Source organism: Burkholderia ambifaria AMMD, from assembly GCF_000203915.1.
In the GTDB taxonomy this organism is placed as follows: Bacteria; Pseudomonadota; Gammaproteobacteria; order Burkholderiales; family Burkholderiaceae; genus Burkholderia; species Burkholderia ambifaria.
In genome coordinates this window covers 2,542,091-2,558,273 of record NC_008391.1, presented here as the reverse complement: position 1 = coordinate 2,558,273, position 16,183 = coordinate 2,542,091, and the positions used below count along the sequence as shown (strand labels likewise).

The following is a 16,183-nucleotide window of genomic DNA, read 5'->3' as shown; positions in this document are numbered from 1 at the left end:
AGGTCAGCTGCCGACGTCGATCCGCGCGCCGCCATCGCCTTCGCGTGCCTCGATCCGCACTTCGCCCGTCGCCGCGACAATCGCGTCATACACGTCGTCCGTCACGCGGACCACCGGCACCGCGATCGCATAGAGTTCCGCCGCCACGATCGCGCCGATCGAGATGATCAGGTCGCGCTCCTTCAGCACGATCCCGACCGGCCCCGTACCGTTGCGCACCGCTTCCGCGAGCACGCTGCTGCTCGAACTCGAACCCTTCGCGTGCGGCATCACCATGATCCGGCCGGCCAGGCTTGCGCCGGCCTGCGGATGCCCGCAATCGACGATTCGCCCCACGCCCGAGTCGTAGCCGCCCCAGAAGCTGAGCGGCTTGTCGAGCACGACCGTGTTCGCGCATGCGCTGCCCGGCACGAGCGTGTCGCCCGTCAGCTGCCTCATCGTTGCGTCAGTCATCGAATCGCACCTTTCCCTCGAACGCGGAGCGCACGCACTCGCGCATGCTGCCGTACGCGACCGTCACGCCGATGTTCGCGGGCGCATACGACGCCCACTTCCCCGAGTTGGTCATCACCAGGCCCGACAGCTGTTTCATCACCGGCGTGATGTACGTGCAGGTGTCGACGACGATCTGGACGCCGCGCGCGTCGAATTTGTCGGCAAGCCCGAGCTCGCCCAGCTCCCACAGGATGAAGCGGCTCGTGTTCACGTAGAAATCGCACTTCGGTTTGCCGTCGAACTGATCGAGCAGCGCGTCGAGCGTGCGGAATTCGGCCAGCGAAAAATGCGGCGTGCCGAGCGCGACCGCGACGAGCGCATCGCCGGCCGCGCCATGATTCAACGTGCGGCGGATCTCGTCGAGGTCGGCCATCGCGACATCGACCGTTCGCTGCGCGGCCTGCCCGTGCAACGCGGCGTCGAGCGTCGGCGCCTCGGGTGTGATGCCCACCGCATGGAACAGCGCGACGGCCCCGCTCGATGCGGCGGCCGCGCCGAGGGCCTTGAGTTCGTCTTCGGTGGTGTCCGCGGGCAGCCCGACGATCGCGGGGACGATCGCGCCCGCGATCCGGCCGATCAGCAACCCGAGCGCCGCGAAATAGATGTCGCGCGACGGCCGGTTGCCGAAGTCCGGCGCGTTGAATACGATCCGCGCCGCGCGATTCGATTCGACGTGCAGGCCCGCATACGGCGCACGCCCGGTGATCGCGGCGGCCAAGTCGAGAAAGTCGCCATAGCGGCTGGTACGCGCACCGAGCACCGAATTCGCGAACACGATTGCATTGGATTCGGCCCACGCGATCTGCTCGCCCACGCGCGGACGATTCTTCAGCTGATACGGCGCGCACGTGAAGCTCGATTCGCAGCCGAGCTGCAGATGCGCCTCCATCAGCCGCCGGGCGTCACGCTCGATCGTGCGATCGCCGTGATACAGCTCGGGATGGATCAGGTCGAGCGACCCGACGTTCAGCGTGGTCGGCACCGCGACGCGCGCGCCGGTGTCGACGAAATACTCGACGAAGTCGAGGCTCGTCTGGCCGTGGTAAAGGCAGCCGTCGATATGCGCGGACGTGATGTCGATCAGGTGCGGCGCCGACATGACCTCGGCCGTGCGCGTGACGATCCGCATCGCGCGTGCGACGCCGTCGCCGAATGCGCCGCGCAACATCGCGTCGTCGCGCTCGCTCAACTGCAGCATGGGGGTGCTCCTCGTGTCTCGTCCGGCGGGCCCGGATCGCTTTTGTCATACTACCGCGCGTTGCGGCTATCGCTGCGCCGTCAGGCTGAACAACTCGTCGCGCAGCGCCTTGGCGCGGTCGCGGCCGAACTGCGTGTCGAACTCATCCTGCGCGGCCTGCCACGCGACTTTCGCCTGCGCATAGGTGCGCTCGCCGAGCTTCGTCAGGCTGAGCGCGTGCGCGCGGGCGTCATGCTCGGACGCGGCCGCGGCGACGAAGCCGTCGCGCTGCAGCGGCTTGAGCGCGCGCAACAGCGTGGTGCGGTCCATCACCAGCGTATCGGCAAGCTCGCTCATCACGAGGCCGGGCCGGCGCGACAGGTTCGCCATGATCGAGAACTGCGCGGGCGTGACACCGACCGGGGCCAGATGCCGCTCGTAGAGTTGCGTGACGAAGCGCGCTGCCTGACGCAGCGCGAGGCAATTGCAGGCCTGGGCGATCTGGATATCGTTCATGAACGGCAATTTATATGTGCATATGCATAAAGTCAATGTACACTCCGCCGTAACATGGCCGGGCAGGCCGCTTTCACTGCGCGCCGCCATCGCCGCGAGGAGACGAACATGGACTACATCGACAAGCTGCGGATCTTCCGGTCGGTGGTGGAAATGCGCAGCTTCACGCGCGCCGCCGACATGCACGGCCTCGCGCGGCCGGTCGTGTCGCGGGCGGTCGCGGATCTCGAGGCGCGCTTCGGCAGCCGCCTGCTGCACCGGACCACGCGCCAGGTCTCGCTGACCGAAACCGCCGAGCGCATCTACGAGCGCTGCGCGGCCGTGCTCGACGAACTCGACTCGCTGGAAGCGCAGGCGCAGTCGCACACGCGCGAGCCCGAGGGGCTGCTGCGCCTGGTCGCGCACACGACGGCCGCGCTGAACCGGCTCGTGCCGCTGATCGCCGGCTTCAAGGCCGCGCATCCGAAGGTGCGCCTCGACGTCACGCTGACCGAGCGCCCGGTCGACCTCGTCGGCGAAGGCTACGACATCGGCATCGTCGTGCCGTACATGCTGACGAGCGAGACGACCGTGGTGCGCCTGGTCGAACGCATTCCGGTGGTGATCGTCGCGACGCCCGCGTATCTGCGCGCGCATCCGCGTCCCGAGACGCCGGCCGCGCTCGCCGAGCATGCGTTCGTGCCGCTGTCGCCGTCGCTGCGCCGGCCCGCGCTGTCGTTCCGCGTCGACGGCGACACGCTGACCGTGCCGTTGAGCTTCGACGTCTCGTCGAACAGCCCCGTCTTCAACCGTGAAATGGTGATGCACGACTTCGGCATCGGCGTCGTGCCGAGAACGCTCGTCGAGGCCGAACTCGCGTCGGGCGCCCTCGTGCAGTTGCTGGAAGACGCCGATCTGGTCGACGCGTTCGTGGAGATCAAGCTCGCTTACGCAAACCGCGCGCTGCTGCCCGCGAAGGTCAAGGCGTTCATCGACTACACGGCCGCGTACTGCGACCACGACGGCCGGATTGTTCCCGCCGCCGCGTGATCCGGCGCGAAAACGCGCCGTCCGGCCGCCGATTGGTACAGCCACGACACCAATCTGATCCCGCGCCGCCGCTCGCTTCAGCCCGCCTCGCCACCTAATATGTGCACATGCACACGACCACCCTCACCGATGACGATTGCTTCGCGATCCGGCAGGCCGCGCGGCGTATCTCGCAGTTCTACGAACGCTATCTGTCGCGGGCGGGCGTCACGCCGTCGCAGTACAGCATTCTCGCGCTGCTGCGGGAGCGCCCGGGCCTGACGATGGCGACGCTGTCGGCGGTGCTGGTGATCGAGCGCACGGCGCTCCTGCGCGCGCTCAAGCCGCTGATCGGCGCGGCGCTCGTCACGGGCCGGATGGAGCCGCGTTGCCGCCGCCAGACGTTCGCGCTGACCGAGCACGGCGAAGCCAGGATCGCCGACGCGCATGTGCACTGGCTCGCCGCGCAGCAAGCGTTCGAGCAGCGGTTCGGGTCGGCCCAGGCGGCCCGCCTCAGAGACGAATTGTTTCGGATTACGCACAACCTGCCGGAGCGCTAGCCTCTTTCCCGATCGATGCGACGTCGTCGATCGTTTTGATAAGTGCATATACATAGGTGACTCGATGGAAACGACCCAAGCCGCTGCTTCCCGCGAAGCAGCCACAATCGACCCGCCCGCGAAGCAGCAGCGCCGCGTGCCGTGGATGCGCATCGCGGTGGGCGCCGTGGTGGTCGTCGTGGCTGCGGCCGCGCTCGACTGGCTGTTCGTGCTGCGCTTCCAGGAAAGCACCGACGACGCATATGTCGGCGGCGACGTCACCGTGCTCGCGCCGAAGGTGAACGGCTTCGTCGACAAGATCCTCGTGACCGACAACCAGCGCGTGAAGGCCGGCGACGTGCTCGTGCAGCTCGATGCGCGCGACTACGATGCGAAGCTCGCGCAGGCCGCCGCGGAAGTCGACAGCGCGCGCTCCGCGGTGACGGAACTCGAAGCGAAGCAGCAGCTGCAATACGCGGTGATCGGCCAGCATGCGGCGGACCGCAATGCGTCATCGGCCGAGCTCACGCGTGCGTCGTCCGACCGCGTGCGCTACCGCGAGCTCGTCAAATCCGATGCGGTGTCGAACCAGATCGTCGAGCGCGCGGATGCCGACTATTCGAAGGCGGACGCGGCCGTCGCCCGCAGCGACGCCGCGCTGCTCGCGTCGAAGCGGCAGCTCGACGTGCTCGGCGCGCAACTCGCCGATGCGCGGGCCCGCGTGAACACGGCGCTCGCCGCGCAACGCGTCGCGGCGCTGAACGTCGAATACACGACGATCCGCTCGCCGGTCGACGGCTACGTCGGCAACCGTACGAGCCGCGTCGGGATGCTCGCGAATGTCGGCGTGCCGCTGCTGACGGTCGTGCCCGCGTCGGGGCTGTGGATCGACGCGAACTTCAAGGAAGACCAGCTGCGCAAGATGCGCGCGGGCGATCGCGTCGACGTCACGCTCGATGCGTCGAGCACGCGCCTGCACGGCCGCGTCGACAGCCTCGCGCCCGCGACCGGCGCGACCTTCAGCGTGCTGCCGCCCGAGAACGCGACCGGCAACTTCACGAAGATCGTCCAGCGCGTGCCGGTGCGCGTGCATCTCGATCCGCAGCCGGGCCTCGAGCACGTGCTGCGCCCCGGCCTGTCCGCGGCCGTCACGGTGCACACCGACCACGCGAACTGACCGGGAGCCGACCATGACCACCGCGTTTTCCGGCGACCCCGCGTCGCAACCGACGAAGCAGCGCGTCTTCGCGTTCGCGCTGATGTGCGTCGGCTTCTTCATGGCGACGCTCGACATCCAGATCGTCGCGTCGTCGCTGCGTGACATCGGCGGCGGCCTGTCCGCCAGCCAGGACGAGCTGTCGTGGGTGCAGACGGCCTACCTGATTGCCGAGATCATCGTGATCCCGATGTCGGGCTGGCTGTCGAAGGTGATGTCGACGCGCTGGCTGTTCGTCGCGTCGGCGGTCGGCTTCACGATCACGAGCATGCTGTGCGGGCTCGCGTGGGACATCAACTCGATGATCCTGTTCCGCGGGCTGCAGGGCGCGCTCGGCGCCGCGATGATCCCGACCGTGTTCACGACCGCGTTCGTGCTGTTCCCGGGCAGGCAGCGGCTGATCGCATCGACGACGATCGGCGCGCTCGCGTCGCTCGCGCCGGCGATCGGGCCGGTGATCGGCGGCTGGATCACCGATCAATGGTCCTGGCACTGGCTGTTCTACCTGAACCTGGTGCCGGGCATCGCCGTGGCCGTGCTGGTGCCGCGCTACGTGCATATCGACGAACCCGACCCGAGCCTCCTCAAGCGCGGCGACTATCTCGGCATCGCGCTGATGTCGGGCTTCCTCGGCTGCCTCGAATACGTGCTGGAGGAAGGCCCGCGCAAGAACTGGTTCAGCGACGACGCGATCGTGATCTGCGCGTGGATCTCCGCCATCTGCGGCTTCCTGTTCATCGTGCACGCGCTGACCGCGGACGATCCGGTCGTCGACCTGCGCGCGCTCGCCGTGCGCAACTTCGGGATCGGCAGCCTGCTGTCGTTCGTGACGGGCATCGGCATCTTCGTGACGGTATTCCTCACGCCGCTGTTCCTGTCGCAGGTGCGCGCGTTCAGTTCGCTGCAGATCGGCATCGCGCTGCTGTCGGTCGGCGCGTTCCAGCTGCTCGCGCTCTGCGCGTATGCGTTCGCCGCGCGCTACTTCAGCATGCGCGCGCTGCTCGTGTTCGGGCTTATCTGCTTCGGCCTCGGCTGCTACCTGTACACGCCGATCACGCACGACTGGGGCTGGCGCGAACTGCTGCTGCCGCAGGCATTGCGCGGCATCGGCCAGCAGTTCAGCGTGCCGCCGATCGTGACGATGGCGCTGGGCTCGCTGCCGCAGTCGCGGCTGAAATCGGCGAGCGGCCTGTTCAACCTGATGCGCAACCTGGGCGGCGCGATCGGCATCGCGGTGAGCGCGACGATGCTCAACGACCGGCTGAACTTTCACTACCTGCGGCTGAACGAGCACGTGAGCGCCGGCGAGCCGCAGATCGCGTCGCTGCTCGATCGCCAGGCCGCGTACTGGACCTCGGTGGCCGGCAACACGCTGGATACCGCCCAGGCCGGCCTCGCGAACCTGCATCGCCTGATCTATCGCGAAGCGCTGACGCTCACCTACGCGGATGCGTACTACGCGCTGTCGCTGTGCTTCATCGTCGCGCTGATCGCCGTCGCGTTTTCCCGTCCCATTACCCTGAACGCGCCGCCGCCGGACGCGCACTGAAGCCGAGGTCACCGTCATGAAAAAGCTACTCGTCGCGCTGGCCGTCAGCGCGTTCGCCGCCGGCTGCGCGGTGCAGCCCGCGCAGCATCCCGCGCTGCACGATTCCGTTCAATCGCTCGCGCCCGCCGCGTGGGACACCGACGTGCCGCGCGCGGACATCGACGCCGCCGCGTGGTGGGCGCGCTTCCACGATCCCGTGCTCGACCGGCTGATCGCGACCGTGCTCGACGGCAACCTCGATCTGCAGGCCGCCACCGAGCGCGTGAAGCAGGCGCAGGCGCTGACCGTGCAGAAGCGCGCGGCGCTGCTGCCCGAACTCGACGCGACCGCGCGGGCGTCCGACGCGCGCCAGAACACGCCGCCGCCGCTCGGCTACGTGCGGCAGGCCGGCATCGGGCTCGCGCTGAGCTGGTCGCCGGACGTGTTCGGCGGGGAACGGCTCGACCTGCTGGCCGCCCAGGCCGAGCTAGTCGGACAACGGCATGCGGAAGACGCGATGCGGCTCGCGCTCGCGGCCGATGCGGCGTCCGCGTACGTCGACCTGCGCTGGGCGCAGCAGGAACTGAAGATCCTGCAGGACAACGCGGCGATCCGTCGGCATGCGCTCGAGCTCACGCGCAAGCGCCAGGCGTTCGGGCTGTCGACCGAACTCGACGTCACGCGCGCGCAGAACCAACTCGATGCGCTCGAAGCGCGGATTCCGCCGACGCAGGCGCAGATCGCGCATCAGCTCAACCTGATCGCCGTGTATTCGGGCCGCACGCCCGAATCGGTCGACCGGCTCGTGCTCGCGCAGGCCGGCGCGATTCCCGCGCCGCCCGCCGGGTCGCCCACCACGCTGCCTTCGCAGGCGCTGCTGCGACGGCCTGACGTGCTCACCGCTTACGCGCAGGTCGAACGGCGCGCGGCGCAGGTCGGTGTCGCGAAGGCCGAGCGCTATCCGAAGTTCTCGCTGAATCTGGCGGACGGGATTCTTGCCGCGTCGTACCTCGGCTTGCCGACGCTGACCGACAACCTGTTCAGCGCGGCGTTGAGCGCGACCAGCCCGATCTTCAACGCGGGGCGGATCACGGCCGACATCACGCAGAGCGAAAGCCGGATGCGCGAGTCGGAACTCGGTTTGCGGCAGACGATGCTGCAGGCGCTGCGGGAAGTCGAGGATGCGCGCGCGAACCTCGTCAGCAGCGATGAAGCGGCACGGCGGCTCGACAGTGCGCTCGCGGCGTCGGACAAGGCGCTCGGGCTGGCGAATCAGCTCTACAAGGGCGGCGCGACGGATTTTCTGGATGTGCTGTCCGCGCAGGAGGTCTATCTGCGGGACTCGGATGCGCTCAATCAGGTGAGGCGCGAGCATGCGCTGGCCGCGGTTGCGTTGTATCGGTCGCTTGGCGGTGGATGGAGCAGGAACGATGCGGCGGGCGGGACGGACACGCAAGCGGTGGCCGCTGCGGCCACGGTCGCGAAGGACTGACCGCGGCCACCCGGCAACGCATTCGTCGCCCGTGCATGCACGGGGCGCCGGGCAGCCGCGCGATCAGCCGGCGTCGGGCCACCGGTAGCCGATCACCTCGCTCAGCGGATACGCGAGTTCGCGCACCTCGTCCAGCTGATTGCCGCCGAACAGATGCACGTGCTCGTCGTCATGACGCAGATAGAACCCGACGTGGCCTTTCCAGCTCGCGGGATCGTCGCGCGTCAGGATCGCGATGCAGCCGTACACCGGGCGCGTCAGCGGCCGCCCCCACTCGAGCCACGAACGCGCGAGCGCCGACCCCGTGCCGCGGATGCCGGCATGCGTCATGCACCAGTTGACGAACGACGAGCACCACGAAATCTTGTCGTCGTAGCCGACGAGATTCGTGTGGTTGTTGTATTCGACGATGCGCGGATTGATGCTGCCGGACGGGAAACGGCGGATGCCCAGCTCGGCCAGCGCGACGGACATCCACGGCGGATGACCGGATTGCGGATTGCCTTCGGGATTCGATCGGATCACGACGGTCTCGGGTTTGGTTGTCGGATGGAGGGTTAATGTTCGCACGAATGGCGGCGTTGTGAGTGCACCGCTTCGTGAGCAGCCCGCGATATCCGACCACCATCGTCTACTCGATTTCCGACACAGGCGCGAACAATGGGCCGGATTTTTTCGCCTTTCGCATTCGTGCGAATTCCGGATGCTGGATGCGAGCCGTTCCGCGAGATCGACTACCATCTGATCATTCGTCGAACTCCAGAACCCCTCGTCCGGAAAAGAGCCACGCGCCATGACTACCCGCTCAGACGGCACCTTGTCGTCCGGCATCGCCGACACGTCGAACCCATCAAGACAGGGCACCGGCGCAAACCCGCGCGTCATTACGCTACCGGCGCATCTTCGGCAAATTCCGTCGTGTGAAGGGATTCCCGACCTGTTCAATACCTATCTGGTCAATATCGGCTTGCTGCTGTTTTTCGGCACGATGTTCGTCGGGCTGCTCACCGCGCCCTTCGGGGATGCGTCTTTCGCGCGAGGCGGCTTCATTGGATTCGTTTTGTGGCTCGGCATATTGGGCTGCCTCGCGTGGGCGGTGGTCGTCGTCATTCGGGCCATGCGGAATACGGGCGGCTGGTTTCATGTCGATGCAACCGGCTTCCGATATGGGATCGGCAAGCGCTCGAATGCGGCGGCCCTGCAGCAGGAACGTCACATCGAATGGCATGAAGTCGTACCCAGCCAGGACCTGCGCTGCGACGTCGAATACGACACGGCATCCCGAGTGGCCATGAGGCCGGCGAGTTTCCAGTTCTGGCGACGCGGTGCCAAGCGCGAACCGGCGACGCGATTCACGCTGCGCACGAGTCTCGTGGATTACGACGCCGACAGTGCCATCCGCTGCGTTCGCTTCAAGAATCATCACGAACTGGTTGTCGCGCTGCTGTGCGGCCTCGCGCATCAGGGGCTGCGTTTCAATCCGAGGGCGTTCATCGCCGCGGGGATTCACCCGGAAACCTGGCAGCCGCTCGCAACAGCGCGACGCCCAGCGATGATCGCTTTTTCGATTATCGGCGCGCTCGGGCTTCTCGCCTTCTGGGCATGGGAGCGCATGTCGCTGCCCTTTTCGGTGGCGATCCTGATCGTTTCCTTCGCGTATTACTGGGCCGAGGGCAGGTACGCTTTATCGCCGGATATCAAGCACTATCCGCGCGATCCGATCGTGTTCCGCATCGACGACGACGCTCCAGCCGACGACGCGAAATCGTAACGGACCGGGCGGCCGTGCACGATTCGCGTCGGTTTGCCCACCGCCCCCATTCCGAGGCCGCTCCGCATCGCGCCGAAGCAGCCGCGTCGAGCCCCTTCCCGTCACTCAACCGTCACCGATTTCGCGAGATTCCTCGGCTTGTCGATATCCGCGCCGCGCAGGCACGCCGCGTGATAGGCGAGCAATTGCAGCGGCACGACGTGCAGGATCGGCGACAGCAGCCCGTAGTAATCCGGCATCCTCAGCACCGACACGCCTTCGCCGTTGTCGATCCGCGTATCGGCATCGGCGAACACGTAAAGCTGCCCGCCGCGCGCCCGCACCTCCTGCATGTTCGACTTGAGCTTCTCGAGCAGCGCGTCGTTCGGCGCGATCGTCGCGACCGGCATCGCGTGCGTGACGAGCGCGAGCGGCCCGTGCTTCAGCTCGCCGGCCGGATACGCTTCCGCGTGGATATACGAAATCTCCTTGAGCTTCAGCGCCCCTTCTAGCGCGATCGGGTAATGCAGCCCGCGCCCCAGAAACAGCGCATTCTCGTGCCGCGAGAACTCCACCGCCCAGCGCTCGATCTGCGGCTCCAGCCCGAGCACGTCCTCGAGCGCGTCCGGCAGCCGTCGCAGTTGCGTCGCATAGCGGGCGAGCTGCGCATCGTCGACATAGCCGCGCAGCCGGCCGAGCGTCACCGCGAGAATGAACAGCGCGACGAGCTGCGTCGTGAACGCCTTGGTCGACGCGACGCCGATTTCCGGGCCGGCGCGCGTCAGGAACCGCAGGCTGGTCTGACGCACCATCGCGCTGGTCGGCACGTTGCAGATCGCGAGCGTGTCGACATGGCCGAGCGCCTGCGTGTACTTGAGCGCGGCAAGCGTGTCGGCGGTCTCGCCCGATTGCGACACGCTGACCACCAGCGTATTCGGCAGCGCGAGCGCGTCGCTGTAACGGTATTCGCTCGCGATCTCGACCTGCGCGGGCAGGCGCGCGATCGTCTCGAGCCAGCGGCGCGCAGTCAGGCCGGAATAGTAGCTCGTGCCGCACGCGAGAATCAGCACGTTGTCGATCTGCTCGAACGCCCGCGCGGCATCCGGGCCGAATGCCGCCGGATCGAACAGCCCCGCATCGGGAATGGTCGCGGCCACGGCCTGCGGTTGCTCGAAGATTTCCTTCTGCATGAAATGCCGGTACGGCCCGAGCTCGACCACGCCCTGCGTCGACGAGACGGTCTGGATCGGGCGTTCGACCGGCGTGCCGCCGCGCTCGAGAATTCGCACGCCGCCCGGCGTCAGCTCGACGATGTCGCCTTCCTCGAGAAAGATGAAGCGATCGGTGATGCCGGCGAGCGCGAGCGCGTCGGACGCGAGAAAACATTCGTCATCCTTCAGGCCGACGACGAGCGGCGAGCCGACACGCGCGCCGATCAGCCGCTGCGGCTCGTGCTTGCTGAATACCGCGATCGCATATGCGCCGTGCAGCTGCGACGTCGCATCGCGCACGGCGGCGAGCAGGTCGCCGCGATACTTGCTGTGGATCAGATGGGCGACGACCTCGGTGTCGGTCTGGCCGTCGAATTCGTAGTGCTCGTCAGACAGTTGCCTGCGCAACGTTTCGTGATTCTCGATGATGCCGTTGTGCACGAGCGCGATTTCGTCGCGCGAGAAGATCGGATGCGCGTTGCAGGTGGCGGGCGCGCCGTGCGTCGCCCAGCGCGTGTGCGCGATGCCGGTGGTGCCGGACAGCCCGGCGCTGCGCACGTGCGCGTCGAGATCCGCGACGCGCGACACGCTGCGCTCGCGGCGCGCATGGCCATCGACGACGGTCGCCACGCCGCATGAATCGTAGCCTCGATATTCGAGGCGGCGCAAACCTTCGATCAGAATCGGAACGATGTTCCGTTGCGCGACCGCGCCGACGATGCCACACATGACACGTCTCCTTCCCTTTGTCCGTTCATGAACCGCGGGCCGAACCGTGCGCCGTTGTATCACTCAGCGCGATCCGGTCACCGTGACCTCCGCCGTCGTGAACCCGCATTTGGCGGGCGCGAGCGGATCGGTCATCCTGTTTTCGAATGCCAGGTACAGTGCCTCCTCCAGTACATTCCAGTGCGGGCCGTGACGATACGGGCCCGAGCGGGCATACCAGCAGGCGACGGTGTTCCAGTCGTTCATCTTGTATGCGACCAGCGCGATCAGCCCCCACGGAAAATCGGAGCCGGCGAGTTGCATCCAGGTCTTGCCGTACTTCTGCATCCACTGCGCATAGATCCGGTCGTTCGACTGGTCCGGCACCTGGATGCCCGACAGGATCGGGAAAATCTGCGCGACTTTCGCCGGATAGAAGCTCGCGTCACTGATCTTCTGCGTGCTCGCGCGAAAGCCGGATTGCGTGCCGCGCCAGAACACCTTCACGATCGCCGACGACAGCCGGTCGGCGCGCTGGCTCCACGGCGCCGCGCGCGCGGCGTCGCCGCGGCGCATGTAATACGCGGCGAACGCCTGGAATGCGCTGTGCACCTCGACGTTGTCCATCAGCAGCGCGACATGCAGCGACGACGAGATCTGATAGACACCGGTCGGCTTGTCGAGCAGCGCGTCGAGATGCGCGCCCGCGCGGTTCAGGCTGAGCTCCCACGCGGCCGGCATCCCGTCGGGCGGCGCAAAGCGCGCGAGCAGCTCGATCCAGGTCGCCATCATCGCGTCGTCCGCGTCGGCTTCCGCGCACCGGTTCGTCAGGCCGTCCTTCACGCAATAGCGGTCGAAGCCGCCGTCCGGGCGCTGGCGCGGCAACAGCCATGCGATCCACGCGAGTGCCGACTGACGGGCGTCCATCCGCGTATCGGCCGCGGCAAGCAGCGCCTTCGCCGCAAAATAAGGATCGATGCCTGCCCCGTTCAGGCGCACGGTGATCGCGCCGTCCGGACGTTGATACAGCCCGTTGAGCTGGAGTTCGGCGGCGCCCGCGTGCAGCACGGAGCAGCACGCGGCGACGCAGCAGGCAACGCGCCACGCATGGCACAGCCTGACGGTGGCCGCCACGCACGTGCGTGCGGCGGGGAAAAGCGCGGGCCAGTTCATGATGTGGGGCTCCTGCGCGGTAGTCCTGCGCATTCGTCGCCGAACGCGGCGTTGGCCGCGTCGCGTCCGGCGAACAGGTCGACGGTGTGACTCAGTGCAGCTTGACGCTGCTGAACTTGAGGCTGGTGCCGCTGGTCGCGGTCACGAGCCAGTACGTCGAGTCGGTGATGCCGATGGTGCCGATGCCTTGCGTGATGATCGGCGTCCCGAAGCTGGCCTTCGGCAGCAACCACGTCATGTTCGCGAGGCTCGTCGGGTGGCTGGCCGAGAAGGCCCAGCCGGTGCCCGTGTCGGTGGCCGACCACGTGACGTTCAGGCGTGCGCGGTCGAACACCGTGATGTCGGTCATCGTGTACCACCTGAACTGCCCGCTCAGCTTCAGCGTGTTGGCCTGCGAGAAGATCGCGGACAGCGTGGACGTGTACGACGATGCGCCGAGCGGGTGCGCATAGATCAGCCGGCTCGTGCGGTTCGCGACGACGAAGTTCATCAGCGACGCGTACCAGTTGTTCACGTCGCTCGTCGGCACCGCAAACTGCTGGAACTCCTCGAACGTCGCGTACTTGCCGAACGGCATCACCGGATAAGCCCACAGGCCCGGGTTCAGCATCGCGCCGTTGCGATATGCGCGGGTCGGCGCCGAGCCGGTGTGGCCGGTGAAGTAGTACCCGTTGAAACCGTTGCTTTCGAGCCAGTTCACCGACCAGGTCGGCGTGTTGCCTTCCGGCGCCGCGTATTCGACGTCCGGCTGAGCGGTCACGGCCTGCACGGCCTGATGGTTCATCACCAGGTACTGCGTGAACGTGCTCGCGTTCGTTTCGCTTGCATTCGCGCCCCAGTAGTCGTGGATCCAGCCGCCGTGACTGCCGACGCGATGCCCCTTGAGCAGGAAGTACTTGAGGAGATTCTGCGCGGACGGATTGTTGGCGAGATTGATGCCGCCTCCGTCGCCGAAGGCTGCTTCGTCGGGGCCGGCCGTCACCACGAGCGAGAACGGCCCGTTGTTCCACACACCGAGGCTCTTCAGGTAAAGCGCCGGCTGGATCTGGTCGCCTGCGCAGAAGTGCCAGTTGAACACGAGCCCGGCTTGAGCCTTCGGCAGCGGCGACAGCGACGGCAGGTTCAGCAGCTTCATGCCGAAATAATGCAGGTAGCCGTGGATCAGCATCCCGTCGGTCTGGCCGTCGAGGTAGGCCAGCGGCAGGTTGACGAACAGCACGCCGCCGTTGCCGTAGGTGTTGTAGCCCGATACCAGCCCGAAGGTGGGCGAGGTCAGGATCGTGGTGCCGGTGTACGTGCCTTGCGTGACGAAGCTCGGATAGGTCAGGAAGCCGTACACGTAGCCGGAGATCCCTTCGAGCGTGTCGGTGGTGGTCGCCAACGTGGATGCCAGCGTGCTGGCCGTCGTGCCCGTCGCGGTGCTCAGCAGCGAGCCGGCGCTATACGAAGTGGTCTTCTTCAGCTTGCCGGTCACGGCGCCCGTGATCTTCGGCAGGGACTGGCTCAGCACGCCGCTGCCTGCGGGCGGCGTCGAGTACTGGAACCACGCGCCGTGGTTGTAATTCGCGAGGCCGCCCGGGTTCGACGGGCTTGCGAGCAGGAACAGCGCGCTGCCGGACGTGGACGTCGACTTCGACGTCGATGCCGAAGTCGACGACGTGCCGGAGCTGCTCGTCGACGCGAACGACGTCGCGGGGCTGGCGGTCGTGCCCGACGCAGTCGTCGTCCAGGCCATCGACTTGCCCGGAGGCACCTGCAGCGTGCGCAGCCAGCTGCTCATGCCGGTCACGTTGCCGAGGCCGATCATGTTGCCGCCGTATTGGTCATACAGCACGTAGTCGACGCCGGCCATGCTGCTGAAGCGCGATTTCGGGCTCACATAGAAGCCTGCCGAGTTCAGTACGCCGAAATCGTAGACGAGCATCACCTTGCCGCCATTGAGCGCATAGTTCTGGATTGCCGTCACGAGCGTGTCGGCGGCCGTCGTATGAATCTGGTCCGGCAGGATCAGGCCCGGATACTGCGACAGCGTCGAGCCGGCGGCCATGAACTGGCTGTCGGTCATTACCTTGATCTGCAGCCCTTCTTCCTGCGCGGTATCGAGCCACGCGGACACGCGCGGATCCGGCAGTGTCAGCGTGTCGGGCACCAGCAGCAGCAGCTGGTTGGTCGCCGCCCGGACGACGCCCGGACTGAATGCGATCGCGAGCGCGAACAACGCAAACAGAATCCGCAAGAACTTGCCTGACTTTGCCAACATGGTGTGCTCCTCGCTTCAGGAATGAGTGGCGCGCGGCGGCAGCGCTGCGCGTGCCGTCAGGTCAACCAACCTTGCCCGGTGGATGTGTGGGGCTGCCCGGTTCGTCGAGCATCGAACGGCATCTGCCATCGGCAGCCGGACCGGTGAATCCGCCCCGGCTTGCCGCGCCGTCTTTTCCGTGGAAAACGAATCGATGCGACGAAGGAAAAGAAGCGAACAACGTGCCATTGGCGCCAGAGCCCCGGTCGCGCTCGCTTCGTGCGCCGGGCTCCCGGCGGGCCGGCCGAAAACGAGGCCGAATCGTTTCATCACTGATACGGCGGCGTTTGCGCGCGATCTCCGCGCGAACCATCTAAGGATTCGTCAGCGAGCCGGGCCAGCTCGCGCAGTAGGTGTAGAGCGTGACCAGCAGGCCGATCAGCAGCGGGCCGCCGAGCAGGAAATAACAGAACGGCAGGAACAGCAGCGAGCCGTGATGGATGATGACCGCGTGCAGCAGCATCACGAACGGCAGCGCGAACACGAAATAGCCGACGACGAGCACCGATGCGACGATCTTTTGCAGCAGCGAGAAGTCGAGCGGATAGTAAAGCGCCGCCATCACCAGCGGAATCACCGCGATCGCCGCGCCGTGCAGCACGAACATGTCGCGCAGATGCAGCATCGGCACGTACGGAAACGCGCCCGGCGCCAGCCAGAAATACGCGCAGATCAGCAGCTGCGAAAAGCTCGCGATACGTAACAGATATGCAACGGGCAGCCACTTCGCGCGCCGGAAAAACGACGCGCCGAAGCCGATCGCGCAAATCGCGGCGGTCACGGCCAGCTGCGTTGCGCTCGGCATCCGCGCGGCGAGATCGATCGACAGCAGCGCCACGCGCGGCGCGTCGGGCGGATAGCCGAGCGCGATCACGTGCAGCGCCGGATCGAGCTCGTGCGCGCCCCAGGCGAGGACCGCGCGCCAGTAGCGCCACGCCATCGGCAGGCCGAGCCACAGCAACGCATAGAGCGTGGGTGTCAGCAGCACGATCGACGTCAGCCAGCGCTGCGGGTGCGGGTGGATCCGCAGCGACCGGTCGACAGAAGGACGGACGGGATGCGTCTGCATGG

General features: G+C 66.8%; 14 protein-coding genes. 6 read left to right on the top strand and 8 right to left on the bottom strand.

Features of this window, described 5'->3' with window-relative positions:
- Positions 1-3 precede the first annotated feature (3 nt).
- The 3 genes from BAMB_RS27370 to BAMB_RS27360 all read right to left on the bottom strand — a co-directional run bounded on the left by BAMB_RS27370 (position 4) and on the right by BAMB_RS27360 (position 2,188).
- Positions 4-453: an aconitase X swivel domain-containing protein gene (locus BAMB_RS27370; RefSeq protein WP_011660405.1), complete on the bottom strand. Its 450-nt coding sequence runs from the start codon at positions 451-453 to the stop codon at positions 4-6.
- Positions 446-1,693 carry an aconitase X gene (locus BAMB_RS27365; protein ID WP_011660404.1) on the bottom strand — a complete coding sequence of 416 codons (1,248 nt, stop codon included), beginning with the start codon at positions 1,691-1,693 and terminating at the stop codon, positions 446-448. Before BAMB_RS27365 ends, BAMB_RS27370 begins: the two co-directional genes overlap by 8 nt.
- A gap of 66 nt (positions 1,694-1,759) precedes the next feature.
- Entirely contained in the window at positions 1,760-2,188 is a 429-nt protein-coding gene (locus tag BAMB_RS27360; RefSeq protein WP_041491606.1) for a MarR family winged helix-turn-helix transcriptional regulator, read from the bottom strand.
- A 108-nt stretch (positions 2,189-2,296) separates the two neighbouring features.
- Between BAMB_RS27360 and BAMB_RS27355 the strand changes: the two genes are divergently transcribed.
- The 5 genes from BAMB_RS27355 (at position 2,297) to BAMB_RS27335 (ending at position 7,971) form a co-directional block, all read left to right on the top strand.
- Positions 2,297-3,217: a LysR family transcriptional regulator gene (locus BAMB_RS27355; RefSeq protein WP_011660402.1), complete on the top strand. Its 921-nt coding sequence runs from the start codon at positions 2,297-2,299 to the stop codon at positions 3,215-3,217.
- Between the two features lie 107 nt (positions 3,218-3,324).
- Complete coding sequence (locus BAMB_RS27350) at positions 3,325-3,756, top strand: MarR family winged helix-turn-helix transcriptional regulator (RefSeq protein ID WP_011660401.1); 432 nt, start codon at positions 3,325-3,327, stop codon at positions 3,754-3,756.
- Positions 3,757-3,820: 64 nt separating this feature from the next.
- Positions 3,821-4,912, top strand: coding sequence for an HlyD family secretion protein (locus BAMB_RS27345; RefSeq protein WP_011660400.1), 1,092 nt, complete (start codon positions 3,821-3,823; stop codon positions 4,910-4,912).
- A 13-nt stretch (positions 4,913-4,925) separates the two neighbouring features.
- Entirely contained in the window at positions 4,926-6,500 is a 1,575-nt protein-coding gene (locus BAMB_RS27340; protein WP_011660399.1) for a DHA2 family efflux MFS transporter permease subunit, read from the top strand.
- A gap of 16 nt (positions 6,501-6,516) precedes the next feature.
- Positions 6,517-7,971 carry an efflux transporter outer membrane subunit gene (locus tag BAMB_RS27335; protein ID WP_011660398.1) on the top strand — a complete coding sequence of 485 codons (1,455 nt, stop codon included), beginning with the start codon at positions 6,517-6,519 and terminating at the stop codon, positions 7,969-7,971.
- A gap of 63 nt (positions 7,972-8,034) precedes the next feature.
- Here BAMB_RS27335 and BAMB_RS27330 read toward each other — a convergent pair whose 3' ends face one another.
- Positions 8,035-8,445 carry a TIGR02594 family protein gene (locus BAMB_RS27330; RefSeq protein ID WP_041491737.1) on the bottom strand — a complete coding sequence of 137 codons (411 nt, stop codon included), beginning with the start codon at positions 8,443-8,445 and terminating at the stop codon, positions 8,035-8,037.
- Positions 8,446-8,764: 319 nt separating this feature from the next.
- Between BAMB_RS27330 and BAMB_RS27325 the strand changes: the two genes are divergently transcribed.
- Positions 8,765-9,742 carry a hypothetical protein gene (locus BAMB_RS27325; RefSeq protein ID WP_011660396.1) on the top strand — a complete coding sequence of 326 codons (978 nt, stop codon included), beginning with the start codon at positions 8,765-8,767 and terminating at the stop codon, positions 9,740-9,742.
- A 101-nt stretch (positions 9,743-9,843) separates the two neighbouring features.
- Here the strand turns inward: BAMB_RS27325 and glmS are convergent, their stop codons facing one another.
- The 4 genes from glmS to BAMB_RS27305 all read right to left on the bottom strand — a co-directional run bounded on the left by glmS (position 9,844) and on the right by BAMB_RS27305 (position 16,181).
- Positions 9,844-11,661, bottom strand: a complete 1,818-nt coding sequence (gene glmS, locus BAMB_RS27320; protein ID WP_011660395.1) for a glutamine--fructose-6-phosphate transaminase (isomerizing) — start codon at positions 11,659-11,661, stop codon at positions 9,844-9,846.
- A 63-nt stretch (positions 11,662-11,724) separates the two neighbouring features.
- Positions 11,725-12,813: a hypothetical protein gene (locus tag BAMB_RS27315; protein ID WP_011660394.1), complete on the bottom strand. Its 1,089-nt coding sequence runs from the start codon at positions 12,811-12,813 to the stop codon at positions 11,725-11,727.
- A gap of 91 nt (positions 12,814-12,904) precedes the next feature.
- The gene (locus BAMB_RS27310; RefSeq protein ID WP_011660393.1) at positions 12,905-15,073 is read right to left on the bottom strand and encodes a polysaccharide deacetylase family protein; all 2,169 of its coding nucleotides are present in this window, start codon (positions 15,071-15,073) and stop codon (positions 12,905-12,907) included.
- 352 nt (positions 15,074-15,425) lie between these two features.
- Positions 15,426-16,181 (bottom strand): hypothetical protein, encoded by a 756-nt coding sequence (locus tag BAMB_RS27305; RefSeq protein WP_011660392.1) that lies wholly within the window; start codon positions 16,179-16,181, stop codon positions 15,426-15,428.
- Between the last annotated feature and the right edge of the window lie 2 nt (positions 16,182-16,183).

Coding starts and splice junctions, on each gene's coding strand:
- BAMB_RS27360 (WP_041491606.1), bottom strand. CDS start 2,188: ATGAACGATATCCAGATCGCCCAGGCCTGCAATTGCCTCGCGCTGCGT.
- BAMB_RS27335 (WP_011660398.1), top strand. CDS start 6,517: ATGAAAAAGCTACTCGTCGCGCTGGCCGTCAGCGCGTTCGCCGCCGGC.
- BAMB_RS27330 (WP_041491737.1), bottom strand. CDS start 8,445: ATGTCCGTCGCGCTGGCCGAGCTGGGCATCCGCCGTTTCCCGTCCGGC.
- BAMB_RS27310 (WP_011660393.1), bottom strand. CDS start 15,073: ATGTTGGCAAAGTCAGGCAAGTTCTTGCGGATTCTGTTTGCGTTGTTC.
- BAMB_RS27345 (WP_011660400.1), top strand. CDS start 3,821: ATGGAAACGACCCAAGCCGCTGCTTCCCGCGAAGCAGCCACAATCGAC.
- BAMB_RS27355 (WP_011660402.1), top strand. CDS start 2,297: ATGGACTACATCGACAAGCTGCGGATCTTCCGGTCGGTGGTGGAAATG.
- BAMB_RS27350 (WP_011660401.1), top strand. CDS start 3,325: ATGCACACGACCACCCTCACCGATGACGATTGCTTCGCGATCCGGCAG.
- glmS (WP_011660395.1), bottom strand. CDS start 11,661: ATGTGTGGCATCGTCGGCGCGGTCGCGCAACGGAACATCGTTCCGATT.
- BAMB_RS27340 (WP_011660399.1), top strand. CDS start 4,926: ATGACCACCGCGTTTTCCGGCGACCCCGCGTCGCAACCGACGAAGCAG.
- BAMB_RS27305 (WP_011660392.1), bottom strand. CDS start 16,181: ATGCAGACGCATCCCGTCCGTCCTTCTGTCGACCGGTCGCTGCGGATC.
- BAMB_RS27370 (WP_011660405.1), bottom strand. CDS start 453: ATGACTGACGCAACGATGAGGCAGCTGACGGGCGACACGCTCGTGCCG.
- BAMB_RS27315 (WP_011660394.1), bottom strand. CDS start 12,813: ATGAACTGGCCCGCGCTTTTCCCCGCCGCACGCACGTGCGTGGCGGCC.
- BAMB_RS27325 (WP_011660396.1), top strand. CDS start 8,765: ATGACTACCCGCTCAGACGGCACCTTGTCGTCCGGCATCGCCGACACG.
- BAMB_RS27365 (WP_011660404.1), bottom strand. CDS start 1,693: ATGCTGCAGTTGAGCGAGCGCGACGACGCGATGTTGCGCGGCGCATTC.